The organism is Acidovorax sp. 100 (assembly GCF_003688355.1).
Lineage (GTDB): Bacteria > Pseudomonadota > Gammaproteobacteria > Burkholderiales > Burkholderiaceae_C > Acidovorax > Acidovorax delafieldii.
On record NZ_REFD01000001.1, the window covers coordinates 4,983,846 to 4,999,702 of the forward strand.

The window sequence follows — 15,857 nt, forward strand, 5'->3', positions numbered from 1 at the left end:
AATCAGGCAGCGTCTTCGGCCTGCACCACGCAGTTGCGACCGCTGGACTTGGCTTTGTAAAGCGCCGTATCCGCACGCTTGATCAGGGCGTGGCTGTCTTCCTTGTGGTCCCAGGTGGCCACACCAAAGCTGGCGCTCACATGGCCCACGGCGTCAAACGGCACACCCGCGATACGGGCCCGCACCGCCTCGGCCATGGCCATGGCGGCATCCACCGGGGTTTCCTTGAGCAGGATGATGAACTCCTCGCCCCCGAAGCGCGCGGCGCAGTCGGACGAGCGCAGCAGTTCGCGCACGCGCAGCGCCGTGTTCTTCAGCACTACATCGCCCGAGTCATGCCCGAAGGTGTCGTTGATGCGCTTGAAAAAGTCGATGTCGAACATGACGACCGACAGCTGGCTCTTCTTGACCCGCGTCTCGGCCATGTCGGCCTCCAGCCGTTCGAAGAACCGGCGGCGGTTGACCAGGTCGGTCAGGAAGTCCTTGGTGGCCAGGTCTTCCAGCTTGCTGTTCAGCCGCGCCATGGGCTCGATCACCAGCGACGACAGCGACAGGTTCAGGCCGACAAACAACAGCACAAAGCTGCCCACCAGCGCTGCCATCACGGTGTTGAAGGTCTGGCGCGCTTTCTCCAGCGGAAAGTACATCGGCACCTTCACCACCTGGATGCCCACGGTTTCGTTCATGCCCCAGCCAAAACCGTTCTTGTCGCCATAGACCTTCAGCATGGTGGGGGGCGCCACGGCGGGCGTGCTGTGGCAGGCCATGCACTGGGGTTGCTTGATGGTGATGGGGCGCGCCACATACATCGCACGGTGCATGCCCTCGCCCACCTCGCCCGTCACTTCTTTCTTGAGGTCGGCGCGGCCTTCGCGGAAGTCACTGATGATGCGCTCCTCCCATTCGTTGGCGCGGTCTCGCAGGTTGGTGGGGTTGAGCACCGCTTCCTTGTACTCATAGCCCGGAAACCGGTTCTGCAGCCGGCGCAGCGTCTCGGTGGCGGCATAAGCAGGCACGGTCTGCGGCAGGAATTTCTCGGCCAGCGTCACGTCCAGGTGCGGCTTGACCAGCTCGGTGGTGTAGTCGCGGATGGCCATGGCAGCGTGCATCATGATCTGCGAGTTGTGCTGTACCTCCTCGATGGCCGACTGCTGCAGGAAGCGGTGCACATACGCGCCCGCGCCCAGCACCGCCAGCAGCAGCACGCCCGCCAGCACCAGATTGAATTTGAGCCGCAACGACATGGATCTCCCTCGGTGGCCCGCGCACAGCGGGCCTGTTATTGGAGGTGCGGACACGCCATATCGGGCGCAGTCCCCCAGGTTCACACAGGTGGGCTTGCACGCCGCACCACGGGACCACAGCACGAAAAGGACGGATTCGCGCTACAGAAACTTTGCGCACAGCGTGCAAGCGGCGCATTGTCGCCACGTTTGTACGGCCCGGTCCATCTCTTTTTTGCCACGCAGCCCTGCGCCCCCGCCCCATGCCCGGCATGAACCGCCGGGTCGCACAATAGCGACTTCAGAGGCAGGGGGCAGCGCCGCCCATCTGCCGCCGCCAGGGCGCCCTGCGACGGTCATCCCCCCACCCACGACACTGGCTGGCGGTAAAATCACTACAAAAAAGATAGCTGCCAGCATATATACATCCAGCGCATACAGCCCCATTGCTTGCTCGACCTGCTCCAACGCCGCCCCAATGCCCCGGTCAGCCCCTGGCATGCAACGGCCACCGCGAGGACATGGGCGGCCCCCACGCCAGCAACGCAAAGGGCCCTGAAGCGCACCACCAGCCGGAGACACATGGTCGACACCGCCATCTACATCGGACGTTTTGAGCCCGTCCACAGCGGCCACATGGCGCTATTGCAACGTGCACTGGACAGCGCACCGCAGGTCATCGTGGTGATCGGCTCGGCGTGGCAGGCACGCTCGCCCAAGAACCCTTTCACCTGGCAAGAGCGCGAAGCCATGCTGCGCGCTGCCCTGGCCCCCGCAGACAGTGCCCGGGTGCAGGTGCTGCCCATGCGCGACTACTACAACGAAGCCGTGTGGGTGCAGGCGGTGCGCCGGGGCGTGGCGCGCCTCACCGCCCCGGGCGCAAGCATCGGCCTGGTGGGCCACTTCAAGGATGCGACCAGCGGCTACCTCAGCGCCTTTCCAGGCTGGCAGCTCATTCACATAGACCGCCAGGGCCGCATCGACGCCACCGCCATCCGGGACGCGTACTTTGGCGCCACGCCCGCCGCCGCGCGCGCCGCCGTGGCGCCGCTGGCCGCAGAGATTCCCGAGAGCACCATCGCCACGCTGGAGCACTTTGCGCAGACCCCACACTACCCCGCGCTGCAGGAGGAGTGGCGCATGCTGCGTGGTTACCGCCAGGCCTGGTTTGCCGCGCCCTACCCGCCCGTGTTCGTGACGGTGGACGCCGTGCTGCGCTGCCAGGACCATGTGCTGCTGATCCGCCGCGCGCACGCACCCGGCAAGGGCCAGCTGGCCGTGCCCGGCGGCTTCATCGAGCAGCGAGAAACCGTGTGGCAGTCCTGCCTGCGCGAGCTGGTGGAAGAAACCCACTGCGACCTGCCCGAGGCCCGCATGCGCGCTGCGCTGCAGTCAGTGGCCGTGTTCGACCACCCCGACCGCAGCCAGCGCGGTCGCACCATCACGCATGCACACTACTTTGACCTGGGCGATGCGCCCTTCCCGGTGGTGCAGGCCGATGACGATGCAGCGCTGGTGCAGTGGAGCCGCATCGACCAGCTGGCAGGCCTGGAAGAGGAATTCTTCGAAGACCACTTCCACATGCTGGACCACTTTCTGGGGCTGACGAAGCTGGACTGATCCGTTCCACCCGTTTTTTGCATCCAAACGGGCTCAAGCGCTACGGAATCATACATCTATCGCTATATTTTATATAGCACTAGGTACCAGCCCGCTCCAGCATGGCGTGCAGCAGCACGTTGCATCCCGCCTCGATGTGCTCGGGTTTCGCATCCTCGATCTCGTTGTGGCTGATGCCGTCCTTGCAGGGGATGAAGATCATGCCGCTGGGTGCGAGCTTGGCCATGTACACGGCATCGTGCCCCGCGCCGGAGACGGCAGGCATGTGGCTGTAGCCCAGCTTGGCGGCGGCGTGGCCCACGGCCTGCACGCATTCGGGCTGGAAGAGCTGTGCGGGGTAGCTGGACACCATTTCAATGTGGACCTGCACACCGTGTTCTTGGGCCACCTGGTCGGCAAAGGCCTTGACCTCGGCGGCCATGGCGTCCACCAGCGCGTCGGTGCTGTTGCGCAGGTCGATGCTGAATTTGACCCGGCCGGGGATGACGTTGCGGCTGTTGGGGAAGACTTGCACCATGCCCACGGTGCCGCGCCCGTGCGGTGGGTGGCGGTGGGCGGCGGCGACTACGTCTTGCATGATGCGTGTGGCGGCCAGCATCGCGTCCTTGCGCAGGGCCATGGGGGTGGGGCCTGCGTGGGCTTCCATGCCGGTGACGGTGCAGTCAAACCAGCGGATGCCCAGCACGCCGCTGACCACGCCGATGGTCTTGTCGTTGTCTTCCAGCACGGGGCCTTGTTCGATGTGGGTTTCAAAGTAGGCGCCGATGGGGTGGTCGCCGGGTTCCTGGTCTCCGATGTAGCCGATGCGCTCGAGTTCGCCTTTCACCGTCTTGCCTTCGGTGTCGGTGGCGGCGTAGGCGTGCTCCAGCGTGAAGGCTTTGGCGAACACGCCCGAGCCCATCATCACGGGCACGAAACGCGATCCTTCTTCGTTGGTCCAGAAGGCGACTTCGATGGGGGCTTCGGTTTCGATGCCATGGTCGTTCAGGGTGCGCACGACTTCGATGCCGGCGAGCACGCCGTAGTTGCCGTCGAACTTGCCGCCGGTGGGCTGGGTGTCGATGTGGCTGCCGGTCATGATCGGGGGCAGACTGTTGTTGCGCCCGGGGCGGCGCATGAAGCCGTTGCCGATCTTGTCGATGGTGACGGTCATGCCTGCCTCGCGCGCCCAGCGGGTGACCAAGTCACGGCCTTGTTTGTCCAGGTCGGTGAGGGTCAAGCGGCACACGCCGCCCTTGGGGGTGGCGCCGATCTGCGCCAGCTCCATCAGCGATGCCCACAGGCGTTCGCCGTTGATGCGCAGGTTCTCGATGTCGGGTTTGACTTTCGTGTCCATGGGGTTCTCCAGATGCATTGCAGCGCTTAGCGCGCCACCGCCGAGGGGGCCAGGTCCTGCGCACGCTTTTGCACGGCCTGGAAGTTCGCGCCAAACGCGGGGCGCTTGATGTAGCGGCCCTTGCCCTGCTCGGCCCGCAGGTCGCCATTGGCAAACACCACGCGGCCCTGGCTCACGGTGTGGCTGGGGATGCCGCGCACGATGCGGCCTTCAAAGATGTTGAAGTCGCCCTTGCTGAACTGGGTCTTGGCCGAGAAGGTCTTGGTGCCTTGCGGGTCCCACAGCACCAGGTCGGCATCGGCACCTTCGCCAATGAAGCCCTTGCGCGGGTAGATGTTGAACAGCTTGGCTGCGTTGGCCGAGGTGATGGCCACGAACTCACTGGGCGTGAGGCGCCCCGTGTTCACGCCACCGTCCCACAGCGCGGCCATGCGCTCTTCCACGCCGCCGGTGCCGTTGGGGATCTTGGCAAAGTTCTCTTTGCCCATGGCCTTTTGCGCGGCGCAGAAGGTGCAGTGGTCTGTGGCCGTGGTGTGCAGCTGGCCCGACTGCAGGCCGCGCCACAGCGCCTCCTGGTGACCCTTGGGGCGGAAGGGTGGGCTCATCACATAGGCTGCGGCCTTGGCAAAATCGGGGTCGCGGTACACGCTGTCGTCCACCAGCAGGTGGCCTGCCAGCACCTCGCCGTACACGCGCTGGCCGCGCGCGCGGGCGCGGGCAATGGCGTCGGCCGATTCCATGCAGCTCACGTGGACCACGTAGATCGGCACGCCCAGCACATCGGCAATGGCGATGGCGCGGTTGGCGGCTTCGGCCTCCACCATCGGTGGGCGCGACAGCGGGTGGCCCTCAGGCCCGGTGATGCCCATCTTGGCGACCTCCTGCTGCAGCAGGTACACCAGCTCACCGTTCTCGGCGTGCACCGTGGGCATGGCGCCCAGCTCCAGCGCGCGCTTGAAGCTGTTCACCAGGGTTTCGTCGTCGCACATGATGGCGTTCTTGTAGGCCATGAAGTGCTTGAAGCTGTTCACCCCCTCCTGCTGCACCAGCGTGCCCATGTCGGCGCGCACCTGCTCGCTCCACCAGGTGATGGCGACGTGGAAGGAATAGTCCGCCGCAGACTTCTCGGCCCAGCCCCGCCACTTGCGATAGGCGTCCAGGATGGGCTCCTGCGGGTCGGGGATCACGAAGTCGATGATGCTCGTGGTGCCGCCAGCCAATGCGGCTGCCGTGCCGGTGAAGAAGTCGTCCATGGTGACGGTGCCCATGAACGGCAGCTGCATGTGCGTGTGCGGGTCGATGCCGCCGGGCAGCACGTACTGGCCGCTGGCGTCCAGCGTCTGCGCACCTGCGGGGGCCTGGGCCGCAGCATCGTCCCCCACGGCCACGATGCGGCCATCGACACACAACACATCGGCGCGCTGTTCACGGTCGGCGTTGACCACGGTGCCACCGCGGATCACAAGGGCTTGGCTCATGGGGGTCTCCTTCAGGGATACGGATCAATTCAAAAAAAGGGACCCTGCGCTGGCACCAGGCCCAGGCAGGGTCCAGGGCGTCACTTCTTCTTGGCGGTCACGTAGTAGTAGGTGCCAGCCACCGCCAGGCTGAAGAACCAGCCCGCATCGAACAGCGACAACCAGATGGCGGGCATGCCTGCCTTGTCCACCACGCCCGATACCGCCAGGTAGCCCGGCAGGCAGGGCAGCACGCCCAGCGCGAAGGCGATCAGGGCTTGCAGGTTCCAGCCGTTGCTGTACTCGTATTCGCCGCCACGGCGGTACAGGTCGTCCACCTTCAGTTCGCTCTTGCGCACCAGGTAGTAGTCCACCAGCAAAATGCCCGCAATCGCGCCCAGCAGCGTGCCGTAGCCGCCCAGCCAGGTGAAGAGGTAGCCGCCCGAGGTGGCCAGGATCTTCCAGGGCATGAACACCAGACCGATCAGCGCAGCGATCACGCCGCCCATCCGAAAGCTGATCTTGGAAGGCGCACACTGGCTGAAGTCATACGAAGGCGACACCAGATTGGCAGCCACGTTGGTCGTCAGGTTGGCCAGCAGGATCACCAGCAGGCCCAGGCCTGCAGCCACACTGCCCATCTGGGTGAGCAGGCCATCAGGGAACAGTTGCGCCTTGCCATACAGGATGGCCGAGGCCGAGAAGCCGATCACGCCCACCATGGAAAACAGCGCCATGGGAATCGGCAGGCCGATGGCCTGGCCCACGACCTGGTCCTTCTGCGATTTGGCAAAACGGGTGAAGTCCGGGATGTTGAGCGCGAGCGTGGCCCAGAAGCCGACCAGTCCCGTCAGCGCCGCCCAGGTCTTGGGACCGCCTTCCACCACCTTGGCAGGCAGATTGAAGAGCTGGCCCGAGGGCACCTTCATCATCAGCACCACCACGAACAGCAGCGAGGCACCAATCATCAGCGGCGCGGCAATCACTTCCAGCAACCGAATGGACTCCGGCCCCTTCCAGATGAAGTAGATGTGCACTGCCCAGAACGCCAGGAAGCACATGAACTGCGAGGTGCTGATGGTCTCGCCATCTGCCGGGCCTGCGAGCCCTATGCCCAGGATGTTCAAGAAGCCATGCAGCGCCAGCGCGCCAAAGTAGCAGTTGATGGAGAACCAGCCACACGCCACCAGGCCACGCAACACGGCGGGCAGGTTGGCGCCTTTGACGCCAAACGATGCACGCGCCAGCACCGGGAACGGGACGCCGTACTTGGGCCCCACGCGCCCGATGAGCACCATGGGAACCAGCACGATGCAGTTGGCCAGGAACACCAGCCACACGGCCATCTGCCACGTGAAACCCTGGTCCAGCATGGAGCTGGCCATGGTGTAGGTGGGTACACACACGACCATGCCCACCCAGAGTGCGGCAAAGTCTTTCCACGTCCAGTGTCGCTGCGCGGCGGTGGTGGGGAGCAGATCTTCATTGGCGAGCGTGTTGGATGCATCGCCGGGCATCAGCCCCGCCACATGGGCCGCGCTGCCGGTACTGTTGGTCATGCCTGTACTCCTGTCAAAGACGTCGTTGGGGTTGCACACAACCCACCGTCCGGTCCGGCGCCCCAGGAGCCTGTCGGACTTGGAAATCGTCGGCTGCAAATTGGCCGCAGCGGTCCAGTCTTCACCGCCTTCTTGCCCCATAGCCAAGCTATGGGCCTGCAAATTCGGCAAAAACTGTCCTCGCTGGGGCCAATTTTCGCTATCGACGCTCCAAGTCCGACAGGCTCCCAGCGCTGGCAGATGGCGGGCAAAGGGAAGCGAACGATGCTAGAGATCACGCAAGAACTGCACCAGATGCAGTGCAACATGCGTTGCAAATCGGCACCACAACGGGTGCTGTCACAACGCCTTGCAAGGTCTGTGGCAAATGCACGCAGAGGGCGCATATCAAGCTGCGGCAGACACGCGCTGCGGGTTGTTGGGGTGCGTGGTCCAGTTGGCGTATTCGCCCGTCACCGTCTTGCCGGTGCGCACATCCACCTCGCCGGGCGCGAGCGCACGCATGGTGATGCACTCGGGCACGGGGCAGATCGACACGCACAGGTTGCAGCCCACGCATTCGGCCTCGTTGATCTCGAACTTGCGCACGCCGCCTTCTTTGGTGAAGGTGATGGCCTGGTGCGAGGTGTCTTCGCAGACCACATGGCAGCGGCCGCACTGGATGCAAGCATCCTGGTTGATGACAGCTTTTTCGATGTGGTTGAGGTTGAGGTTCTTCCAGTCCTTCACGGTAGGCACGGCCTGGCCCTTGAAGTCGTCGAGCGTGGCGTAGCCGTGCTCGTCCATGAAGTTGGACAGCCCGTCGCACATGTCCTGCACGATCTTGAAGCCGTAGACCATGGCGGCAGTGCACACCTGCACCGTGCCGCAGCCCAGCGCAATGTATTCGGCCGCATCGCGCCAGGTGGTGATGCCGCCGATGCCGCTGATGGGCAGGCCCGCCGTCTGCGCGTCGCGTGCGATCTCGGCCACCATGTTCAGCGCAATGGGCTTGACGGCCGGGCCGCAGTAGCCGCCGTGCGAGCCCCAGCCGTCCGTGCTCGGACTCATCACCATGCGGTCCAGGTCCACGCCCATGATGGAGTTGATGGTGTTGATGAGCGACACCGCATCGGCTCCGCCCGCCTTGGCGGCGCGTGCGGGCTGGCGCACGTCGGTGATGTTGGGGGTGAGCTTCACGATCACGGGCAGCTTGCTGTAGTGCTTGCACCAGGCCGTGACCATCTGGATGTACTCGGGCACCTGGCCCACAGCCGCGCCCATGCCACGCTCGCTCATGCCATGTGGGCAGCCGAAGTTGAGTTCAATGCCGTCGGCGCCGGTGTCTTCCACGAGCGGCAGGATGGCCTTCCAGCTCTGCTCCTCGCACGGCACCATCAGCGAAACGATCATGGCCCGGTCGGGCCAGTTGCGTTTGACGCGCTTGATTTCTTCCAGGTTGGTGTGCAGCGGCCGGTCGGTGATCAGCTCGATGTTGTTCAGGCCAATCACACGGCGGTCCTGCGACATCAGCGTGGAATAGCGCGGGCCGTTGACGTTGACCACCGGTGGGTCTTCGCCCAGCGTCTTCCACACCACGCCGCCCCAGCCCGCCTCGAAGGCGCGGGTGACGTTGATCTCTTTGTCGGTGGGCGGTGCGGAGGCCAGCCAGAAGGGGTTGGGGCTTTGGATGCCCAGAAAATTGCTACGAATGTCTGCCATGGGATGCTCCCGTGAAAACTGGGGTGGAAGGATTCAGGCCGCTTTAGGCCATCTCAAGCCATCAGTGCGGCGTGGATGGAGACAGCGGCGACCTTGCCGTGCTCCACCGCCTCCACCGTGAGGTCGCGGCCGCCCACGCGGCAGTCGCCACCGGCCCACACACGCGGCAGGCTGGTCTGGCCTTCGGCATCGGTGGCAATGCGCCCGTCCTCCAGCGCAATGCGGCCGCCCACGGGCTCTGCCACAAAGGTCTGGCCGATGGCCTTGAGCACCATGTCGGCGTCCAGCGTGAAGGTCTCGCCGGCTTCCACCAGCTTGCCGCTGCTCAGCGCCGTAGCGGCGAACCGCACACCCTTCACCGCACCGTTTTCGCTCAGCACCTCTTTCGGCGCAGCCCAGTGGCGGATGGTCACACCATTCGTCTGCGCCCACTGCTGCTCCACAGCCGATGCCGACATGGCCTCGGCGCCCCGGCGGTAGACGATGGTCACCTCTTCGGCGCCCAGCTTGCGCGACTGCACGGCAGCATCCACCGCCGTCATGCCGCCACCAATCACCACCACGCGGCGGCCCACGGGCAGGGTCGAGAGGTCGGTGCTCTGGCGCAGCTCGGCGATGAAGTCCACCGCATTGCGCAGACCGGTGACCGTGGGCTCAGCCACGCCCAGCGCGTTCACGCCCTGCAGGCCCAGGCCCAGGAACACAGCGTCGTAAGCGCCCAGCAGGCTGTCGAGCGTGATGTCACGGCCCAGTTGCTGGCCGGTGCGCACCTCAATGCCACCGATGGACAGCAGCCACTCCACTTCCTTCTGCGCGAAGTTGTTGGCGGTCTTGTAGCTGGCCAGGCCATATTCGTTGAGGCCACCGAGCTTGGGGCGCGCCTCGAACAGCACCACGTCATGCCCGCGCACGGCCAACCCATGCGCACAGGCCAGGCCCGCAGGCCCTGCGCCCACCACGGCCACGCGCTTGCCGGTGACGGCTGCGCGCTGGAACAGCGGTGCACCGGGCTGGGCAAAGAAGGCGTCGGTGGCATAGCGCTGCAGTGAGCCGATCTCCACCGGCTTGTCTTCGTTGGTGTTGCGCACGCAGGCCTGCTCGCACAGCACCTCGGTGGGGCACACCCGAGCGCACATGCCACCCAGCGGGTTCGCCTCCAGGATGGCGCGGGCCGCGCCCCGGTTGTTGTCCTGCGCAATGCGGTGGATGAACGACGGGATGTCGATGCCCGTGGGGCAGGCCGTGGCGCAGGGGGCGTCGTGGCAGTAGTAGCAGCGCTCGGCCTCGATCAGCGCCTGCGGGCGGGTGAGCGGCGGGTGTGCGTCGCTGAAATTCACGGCGTAGTCGGCCAGGTTCAGGCGTGCGGCATGAATGCCGCAGGCACGGCTTGCGGGGGTGTCCATCAGGTTTCCTCCGAGAGGGTCAGGGTGGGGGTCTGGGCGCCCATGGGGCGTGCAAGCGCACGCCGCGCAGCGTTGGAGCGCCAGCCAGTGGCGCCAACCAATGCGGCACCGGCGTGAGTGCTGGCGCCCGCAAACTTCGGAGGTTTCATCGTGGTCCTCGCTGTGGGGTGCAGGTGCCCGCTGCTTTGCGACGGCGGTGCCCTGCATTGTGGGTCAATTTACCAACCCGTAAAAATTTACCAATTGGTAAAATCCCTACAGCAAACCGCGTGCCAGCCTCCAGCCAGCCAATTGCCAGTTTTCAGGCCCCGGCTTGTTCCACAATGGTGCAATGACTGCAGCCCGCCCGTCCCCTGCCCCCCCGCACCCGCGCCCCCACAAGGCGGCCCTCCCGCCCGCCCACGACGAGTCCGCCCCCCGCGCGCCCACGGCCTCGCGGTTGCTCAAGGAGCAGGGCATCCTTACCGAGGCCGAGAATCAGTTTGCGCAATTCGGCTTTGAGGGCGCATCGCTGGAGAGCATTGCCGCCGCCATCGGCATCAGCCGCCACAACCTGCTGTACTACTTCCCGAGCAAGGAAGCGCTGTACCAGCGGGTGCTGGACGATGTGCTCACCCAGTGGCTGGCGGGCATGGAGGACCTGTCGCACAGCGATGATCCCCAGCAAGCGCTTCGGCGCTACATCCGCGCCAAGCTGCACTATTCGCGCACCCGCCCCCAGGGCGCCAAGGTGTTCACCAAAGAGGTGATTGCGGGTGCACCACGGTATGGCACGGCCATCACCGAACGCGTGGCACCGCTGCTCAAGACCGAGGTGCGCACCTTCGAGCGCTGGGCGCGCGAGGGCCGCATTGCCAAGGTCAACTTCACGCACCTGATGTTCATCATCTGGTCGGTCACCCAGGCGTATGCGGAGCAGGAGGCCCAGTTCGCCCTGCTGCTGGGCAAGCCTGCACTGACCGAGCGCGACTACGAAAAGGCCGAAGAGCTGATCGTGCGCATGGTGCTGAGCGCGCTGGCGCCCGATGCGGCGGTGTAAGCAGGCACGGCACACCAGACGCTATATAAACAATAGCTACTGGCGCAATCAAACTATGCGCCTGGGGCCGATTTCTTCATATATGGGCGTCATGCGCCCAAGTTTTTCAGGCGCCGGTACAGCGATCGCTCGCTGATGCCCAGCTGCTGCGCCAGCGCCGCACGGCTGCCTTGGTGGGCTGCCAGAGCCTTTTGCAGGGCTTCGTCGTCCAGCAAGCGCCGTTGGCGTGACGACCCGGCCAACGCCGCCGATGCACGCGGCTCACCCGCCCCTTCCCCCACTGCTCCCGCGAGCGGCGGCAGGCCGCAGGCAAGCGCTTGCTGCACATGCTCCGCGCCGATGCTGTCGCCATCGCACAGCAAGGCGGTGCGCTCCAGCAGGTTGCGCAGTTCCCGCACATTGCCGGGGTACGGCTGCGCCTCCAGCAAGGCCAGCGCAGCGCCAGACAACTGCAGCGCACGGGGCGGGGGCGCCACGCGCTCCAGCAGCGCGCGTGCCAGCAAAGCGGTGTCCCCCTGGCGTTCGCGCAGCGGTGGCAGGTGGATGGGGAACGTGCTCAGGCGGTAATACAGGTCTTCGCGAAAGTGCCCTGCGGCCACCATGTGCTGCAGGTTGCGGTGCGTGGCTGACACCACGCGCAGGTCGGCATGCCGCAGCTCGGTGCTGCCCACGCGGCGGTAGGTGCCGGTCTCCAGCAGGCGCAGCAGCTTGACCTGCAGCGGCAGCGGGATGTCGCCCACTTCGTCCAGAAACAGCGTGCCACCGTCTGCCGCGTCCACCAGCCCCGGCCGGGCCTGGGCCGCACCGGTGAACGCCCCTTTCTCATGCCCGAACAGCTCGGACTCGAACAGCGCCTCGGGCATGCTGGAGCAGTCCACGGGCACCAGCGCACGCCGCGCGCGCAGGCTGCCCTGGTGCACGGCATGGGCCACCAGCTCCTTGCCCGTGCCCGACTCGCCCAGCAGCAACACCGCAGCCCGCGAAGGCGCCACCCGCGCCACCAGGCCCAGCATCTTCTGGAACGCGGGCGAACGCCCAATGAGCCCCTGCGCGGACGGCACCGGCTGCGCCGCCACCGGCAAAGGCACCATCTTTTCCACAAAAAATCCCGTTGTGCCCTCCGCCCCCGCCACCGGTATCAGCTCGATCTGTACATATTCCTCACCCTGGGCCGTGTGGTGCACATGCAGCACCCGTTCGCATTGCCCCGAGGCGCGCGCCTGCGCCAGCGGGCAGGACTCGCCCGCCTGGTCACAGGGCACGCTCGCATGGTGGGATACAGCGTGGCAGGTGCGCCCCACCACGCTGCCCTCCGCGCCGCCCGCTGCACCGAACTGGCGGCGATAGGCGCCATTGGCCGCCAGGATGCGATAGCGGTCGTCCAGCAGGATGTGCGGATCGGCCAGGCCTTCCAGGAAGGACACCAGTTCTGCAGGTGGTGCGGGGAGATGGGGCATGGAAAAACCTTGGCACATGCAAGGGCCCTAACGGTGCACCGGTTTCGGCAGCGGGCCTTTGATCTATGCCATGCGGACTGCAATGGATGGCAGTTGGCAGCCGGTTTGGCAGACAGCGGGCTGCGAATCCGGCCACGGCCGGGCCCGCAGCGCGCGGGCAAGCCTCGCATCGCGCGCGCAACCCGTTGAATTCACGGGCTTTTCATGCAGCACGCGCCATGGCACGCAGGTCTTAAGGGCGATGGCACGCGGTTTGCGGTAAGCCATAGCCGCTCGCAGCGATGCGGGCGGTGGCTGTCACCCCGGCGAGAACCTTTTCTGTGCCACAGCCCGTCCCGTCCTCCTTCTCAGAAAGCCCCCATGGCCCTCCACCCCGCTACAACGAATGGCTCCCTTCCAGGCACAGAGGGCGATCCCGCTGCAGAGCGTCGGCAGTTGATGCTGCTGACGGCGGCCACAGGCTGCGTGGCGGCGGCAGGGGTCGCCGTGCCCCTGGTGTCCAGCTTGGCCCCCAGCGAACGAGCGCGGGCCATGGGCGCCGGCGTGGAGGTAGACATCAGCGACCTGCCGCCCGGCGGCGTGAAGACGGTGGAATGGCGCGGCAAGCCCGTGTGGATCATGCGGCGTACGCCCGAGATGCTGGCCGCCCTGCCGCAGCAAGACGCCGCACTGGCCGACCCCGCCTCGCGCAAGGACCAGCAACCCGAGTACGCCCGCAATCCGCAACGCTCCATCCGCCCGGAGGTGTTTGTCACGGTGGGTATCTGCACCCACCTCGGCTGCTCCCCCACCGCCGTGCCCGCAGGCACCTCCAACCCCAGCGTGGGCGACCAGTGGCAGGGCGGCTTCTTTTGTCCCTGCCACGGCTCCACCTTCGACCTGGCGGGCCGCGTCTTCAAGAACAAGCCCGCGCCCACCAACCTGGAGGTACCGCCGCACCGCTATGTGTCCGACACCCGGCTGCACATCGGGGACGACGCAGCCTGAGCGACAGGCGGCGGCCTGGGGCGGCACATTCCCGGTTCAGCTTCGCGTCACACCTGCTTCTGTTGCCACAGCACATCCAGCACATGCTGGGTGGCGCGCTCCACCGGGCTCGCGCGGTGGGCGATGCCCAGGGGCCGCCACAGCCGGGGCTGCACCGGCAGCATGCGGATGCGCGGGTCCAGCGGTGTGGCGGTGGATGCCTCGTGCGGCAGCAGCGTGGCCCCGTAGCCGGCGGCCACCAGGCTCTTGATGGCATCGTTGTAGTTGAGCTGGATGCGCGCCTTGGGCGGCTCGCCCGCCAGGGCCAGCCATTCGCTCGTCAGGCGTGACAGGCTGGTGCCGACGTCGTTCAGGATCAACGGCTGCCCCGCCAGCCACTGGGGCGTGACCCGCCGGGGTGCAGTCCAGGTGGAGGGCACAAACGCCATCACGGGGTCGCGCCGCCACGGCATCACCGTCACCCCGCGCACCGAGGCCATGGGCAAGGCCACCAGACCCACATCCAATGCCCCCAGCGCCAACCGCGACACAGTCTCCTGCGACGTGAGCACCAGCACCTGAACATCGATGCCGGGGTGGTGCTGGCCCAGCACCTCCAGCGCCTGGGGCAGCAGGTGCGCGATGGCACCGGTGGACGCGCCGAGGCGCACCCGCCCCTCCAGCCCCTGCACCTGGCGCCGCACCAAGTCCATGGCCTCGTCGGCATCGGCCAGCAGACGCCGCGCCCGCTCCACCAGCACCTCCCCCGCGCCGGACGGCCGGACCTCGCCCCGCTTGCGCACCAGCAATGGCGCACCGATCAACGCCTCCAGGTCGGCAATGTGCAGGCTGACCGTGGGCGGCGCCAGGTGCAGCGTGCGGGCAGCTTCAGCGAAAGAGCCGAGGTCAGCGATGGTGACCAGGGTACGCAGCCGGTCGAGATTGAGTTCGCGCATGACGTTCAGCAGAACTGATCTTGATGTTTGTGAAATTCAACTTTTCAAATTTTAGACCGGCGTTGAAGATTCCCACATCCCATCTCCCACCTCCGCCAGGAATCCGCACCATGACCACCCAGCCCCTTGTTTTTATTGACGGCGACCAAGGCACCACCGGCCTGCAAATCCACCAGCGCCTGCACGGTCGCACAGATCTGCAGCTGCTGACACTGCCCGAAGCCGACCGCAAGAACCCCACCCGCCGCGCCGAAGCCATCAACAGCTGCGACATCGCCATCCTGTGCCTGCCCGACGCCGCCGCCCGCGAAGCCGTGGCCGCCATCCACAACCCCTCGGTGCGCGTGATCGACGCCAGCTCGGCCCACCGCACGGACGCGCAATGGGTTTACGGCTTTCCAGAGATGGATGCGGCGCAGGCCGCGCGCATCGCCAACGCGCAACGCGTCAGCAACCCCGGGTGCTACCCCACAGGCGCCATCGCCCTGCTGCGGCCCCTGGTGCAGGCCGGCTTGTTGCCTGCCGACCATGCGCTCACCATCCATGCGGTATCGGGGTATTCCGGCGGTGGGCGTGCCCGGGTGCAAGCACACGAAGGCCCCGAGGCAGCCCATGCACCTGCCTTCCAGGTCTACGGGCTGCAGCTGGAGCACAAACACACGCCCGAGATCGCGCAGCACGCCGGGCTGTCGCAGCGCCCGTTTTTTCTGCCCTCGTACGGCGCCTTCCGCCAGGGTATCGTGCTGACCATCGGGCTGCATCTGCGGCAGCTCCCGCCGGGTACGCTCGGCGAACACCTGCACGCCTGCCTGCAGCAGCACTATGCCGACGCCACCTTCATCGACGTGATGCCCCCCGCCTCCACCGAAGCGGCCGAGCATCTGGACCCGCAAGCCCTGAACGGCACCAACCGGCTGCAGCTGGGGGTGTTCAGCAACGCCCGCCACGGTCAGGTGTTGCTGACCGCCGTGTTTGACAACCTGGGCAAGGGTGCCTCGGGGGCGGCGGTGCAGAACCTGGATCTGATGCTGACAAGTGGAGGTTAAGCCGACCGAGCGTGGCGCGAATGCTGGACACCACCGGTGCGGCGCAGCAATGGCGTCCGTCGATACGCGAACGCGCGCAAGCCCGATGTTTTTA

General features: G+C 66.1%; 13 protein-coding genes. 4 read left to right on the forward strand and 9 right to left on the reverse strand.

Annotated features, from left to right (window positions below; genetic code table 11):
• Window positions 1-2 precede the first annotated feature (2 nt).
• Window positions 3-1,244 carry a diguanylate cyclase gene (locus C8C96_RS22865; protein ID WP_015012641.1) on the reverse strand — a complete coding sequence of 414 codons (1,242 nt, stop codon included), beginning with the start codon at window positions 1,242-1,244 and terminating at the stop codon, window positions 3-5.
• A 561-nt stretch (window positions 1,245-1,805) separates the two neighbouring features.
• Here C8C96_RS22865 and C8C96_RS22870 point away from each other — a divergent pair.
• Window positions 1,806-2,843 (forward strand): bifunctional nicotinamide-nucleotide adenylyltransferase/Nudix hydroxylase, encoded by a 1,038-nt coding sequence (locus tag C8C96_RS22870; RefSeq protein WP_121943735.1) that lies wholly within the window; start codon window positions 1,806-1,808, stop codon window positions 2,841-2,843.
• Between the two features lie 79 nt (window positions 2,844-2,922).
• Here the strand turns inward: C8C96_RS22870 and C8C96_RS22875 are convergent, their stop codons facing one another.
• The 6 genes from C8C96_RS22875 to C8C96_RS24905 all read right to left on the reverse strand — a co-directional run bounded on the left by C8C96_RS22875 (window position 2,923) and on the right by C8C96_RS24905 (window position 10,448).
• Entirely contained in the window at window positions 2,923-4,179 is a 1,257-nt protein-coding gene (locus C8C96_RS22875) for a Zn-dependent hydrolase (RefSeq protein ID WP_121942012.1), read from the reverse strand.
• A gap of 26 nt (window positions 4,180-4,205) precedes the next feature.
• Window positions 4,206-5,657, reverse strand: a complete 1,452-nt coding sequence (hydA, locus tag C8C96_RS22880) for a dihydropyrimidinase (RefSeq protein ID WP_121943736.1) — start codon at window positions 5,655-5,657, stop codon at window positions 4,206-4,208.
• 80 nt (window positions 5,658-5,737) lie between these two features.
• Window positions 5,738-7,195 carry an NCS1 family nucleobase:cation symporter-1 gene (locus C8C96_RS22885; RefSeq protein ID WP_121943737.1) on the reverse strand — a complete coding sequence of 486 codons (1,458 nt, stop codon included), beginning with the start codon at window positions 7,193-7,195 and terminating at the stop codon, window positions 5,738-5,740.
• 387 nt (window positions 7,196-7,582) lie between these two features.
• Window positions 7,583-8,896 (reverse strand): NAD-dependent dihydropyrimidine dehydrogenase subunit PreA, encoded by a 1,314-nt coding sequence (gene preA, locus C8C96_RS22890; protein WP_121943738.1) that lies wholly within the window; start codon window positions 8,894-8,896, stop codon window positions 7,583-7,585.
• A 53-nt stretch (window positions 8,897-8,949) separates the two neighbouring features.
• A complete protein-coding gene (locus C8C96_RS22895; RefSeq protein ID WP_121943739.1) occupies window positions 8,950-10,299 on the reverse strand; it encodes an NAD(P)-dependent oxidoreductase in 1,350 nt (449 codons plus the stop codon).
• Window positions 10,299-10,448: a hypothetical protein gene (locus tag C8C96_RS24905; protein ID WP_158605784.1), complete on the reverse strand. Its 150-nt coding sequence runs from the start codon at window positions 10,446-10,448 to the stop codon at window positions 10,299-10,301. The genes C8C96_RS22895 and C8C96_RS24905 overlap by 1 nt, the downstream gene beginning before the upstream one ends.
• A gap of 182 nt (window positions 10,449-10,630) precedes the next feature.
• On the opposite strand from C8C96_RS24905, the gene C8C96_RS22900 reads away from it, so the two are divergent.
• Complete coding sequence (locus tag C8C96_RS22900) at window positions 10,631-11,338, forward strand: TetR/AcrR family transcriptional regulator (protein ID WP_121943740.1); 708 nt, start codon at window positions 10,631-10,633, stop codon at window positions 11,336-11,338.
• A gap of 89 nt (window positions 11,339-11,427) precedes the next feature.
• Here C8C96_RS22900 and C8C96_RS22905 read toward each other — a convergent pair whose 3' ends face one another.
• The gene (locus C8C96_RS22905; RefSeq protein WP_121943741.1) at window positions 11,428-12,795 is read right to left on the reverse strand and encodes a sigma-54-dependent Fis family transcriptional regulator; all 1,368 of its coding nucleotides are present in this window, start codon (window positions 12,793-12,795) and stop codon (window positions 11,428-11,430) included.
• A gap of 360 nt (window positions 12,796-13,155) precedes the next feature.
• Between C8C96_RS22905 and petA the strand changes: the two genes are divergently transcribed.
• Window positions 13,156-13,782: a ubiquinol-cytochrome c reductase iron-sulfur subunit gene (petA, locus tag C8C96_RS22910; protein ID WP_121943742.1), complete on the forward strand. Its 627-nt coding sequence runs from the start codon at window positions 13,156-13,158 to the stop codon at window positions 13,780-13,782.
• 47 nt (window positions 13,783-13,829) lie between these two features.
• On the opposite strand, the gene C8C96_RS22915 is transcribed toward petA, so the two are convergent.
• Entirely contained in the window at window positions 13,830-14,717 is an 888-nt protein-coding gene (locus C8C96_RS22915; protein ID WP_121943743.1) for a LysR family transcriptional regulator, read from the reverse strand.
• Between the two features lie 110 nt (window positions 14,718-14,827).
• Between C8C96_RS22915 and argC the strand changes: the two genes are divergently transcribed.
• Window positions 14,828-15,763: an N-acetyl-gamma-glutamyl-phosphate reductase gene (gene argC, locus C8C96_RS22920; protein ID WP_121943744.1), complete on the forward strand. Its 936-nt coding sequence runs from the start codon at window positions 14,828-14,830 to the stop codon at window positions 15,761-15,763.
• Window positions 15,764-15,857: the final 94 nt, after the last annotated feature.

What these genes read in the sequence shown, in the direction of transcription:
- C8C96_RS22865 (WP_015012641.1), bottom strand. Translation starts at nt 1,244, where the DNA reads ATGTCGTTGCGGCTCAAATTCAATCTGGTGCTGGCGGGCGTGCTGCTG.
- C8C96_RS22870 (WP_121943735.1), top strand. Translation starts at nt 1,806, where the DNA reads ATGGTCGACACCGCCATCTACATCGGACGTTTTGAGCCCGTCCACAGC.
- C8C96_RS22875 (WP_121942012.1), bottom strand. Translation starts at nt 4,179, where the DNA reads ATGGACACGAAAGTCAAACCCGACATCGAGAACCTGCGCATCAACGGC.
- hydA (WP_121943736.1), bottom strand. Translation starts at nt 5,657, where the DNA reads ATGAGCCAAGCCCTTGTGATCCGCGGTGGCACCGTGGTCAACGCCGAC.
- C8C96_RS22885 (WP_121943737.1), bottom strand. Translation starts at nt 7,195, where the DNA reads ATGACCAACAGTACCGGCAGCGCGGCCCATGTGGCGGGGCTGATGCCC.
- preA (WP_121943738.1), bottom strand. Translation starts at nt 8,896, where the DNA reads ATGGCAGACATTCGTAGCAATTTTCTGGGCATCCAAAGCCCCAACCCC.
- C8C96_RS22895 (WP_121943739.1), bottom strand. Translation starts at nt 10,299, where the DNA reads ATGGACACCCCCGCAAGCCGTGCCTGCGGCATTCATGCCGCACGCCTG.
- C8C96_RS24905 (WP_158605784.1), bottom strand. Translation starts at nt 10,448, where the DNA reads ATGAAACCTCCGAAGTTTGCGGGCGCCAGCACTCACGCCGGTGCCGCA.
- C8C96_RS22900 (WP_121943740.1), top strand. Translation starts at nt 10,631, where the DNA reads ATGACTGCAGCCCGCCCGTCCCCTGCCCCCCCGCACCCGCGCCCCCAC.
- C8C96_RS22905 (WP_121943741.1), bottom strand. Translation starts at nt 12,795, where the DNA reads ATGCCCCATCTCCCCGCACCACCTGCAGAACTGGTGTCCTTCCTGGAA.
- petA (WP_121943742.1), top strand. Translation starts at nt 13,156, where the DNA reads ATGGCCCTCCACCCCGCTACAACGAATGGCTCCCTTCCAGGCACAGAG.
- C8C96_RS22915 (WP_121943743.1), bottom strand. Translation starts at nt 14,717, where the DNA reads ATGCGCGAACTCAATCTCGACCGGCTGCGTACCCTGGTCACCATCGCT.
- argC (WP_121943744.1), top strand. Translation starts at nt 14,828, where the DNA reads ATGACCACCCAGCCCCTTGTTTTTATTGACGGCGACCAAGGCACCACC.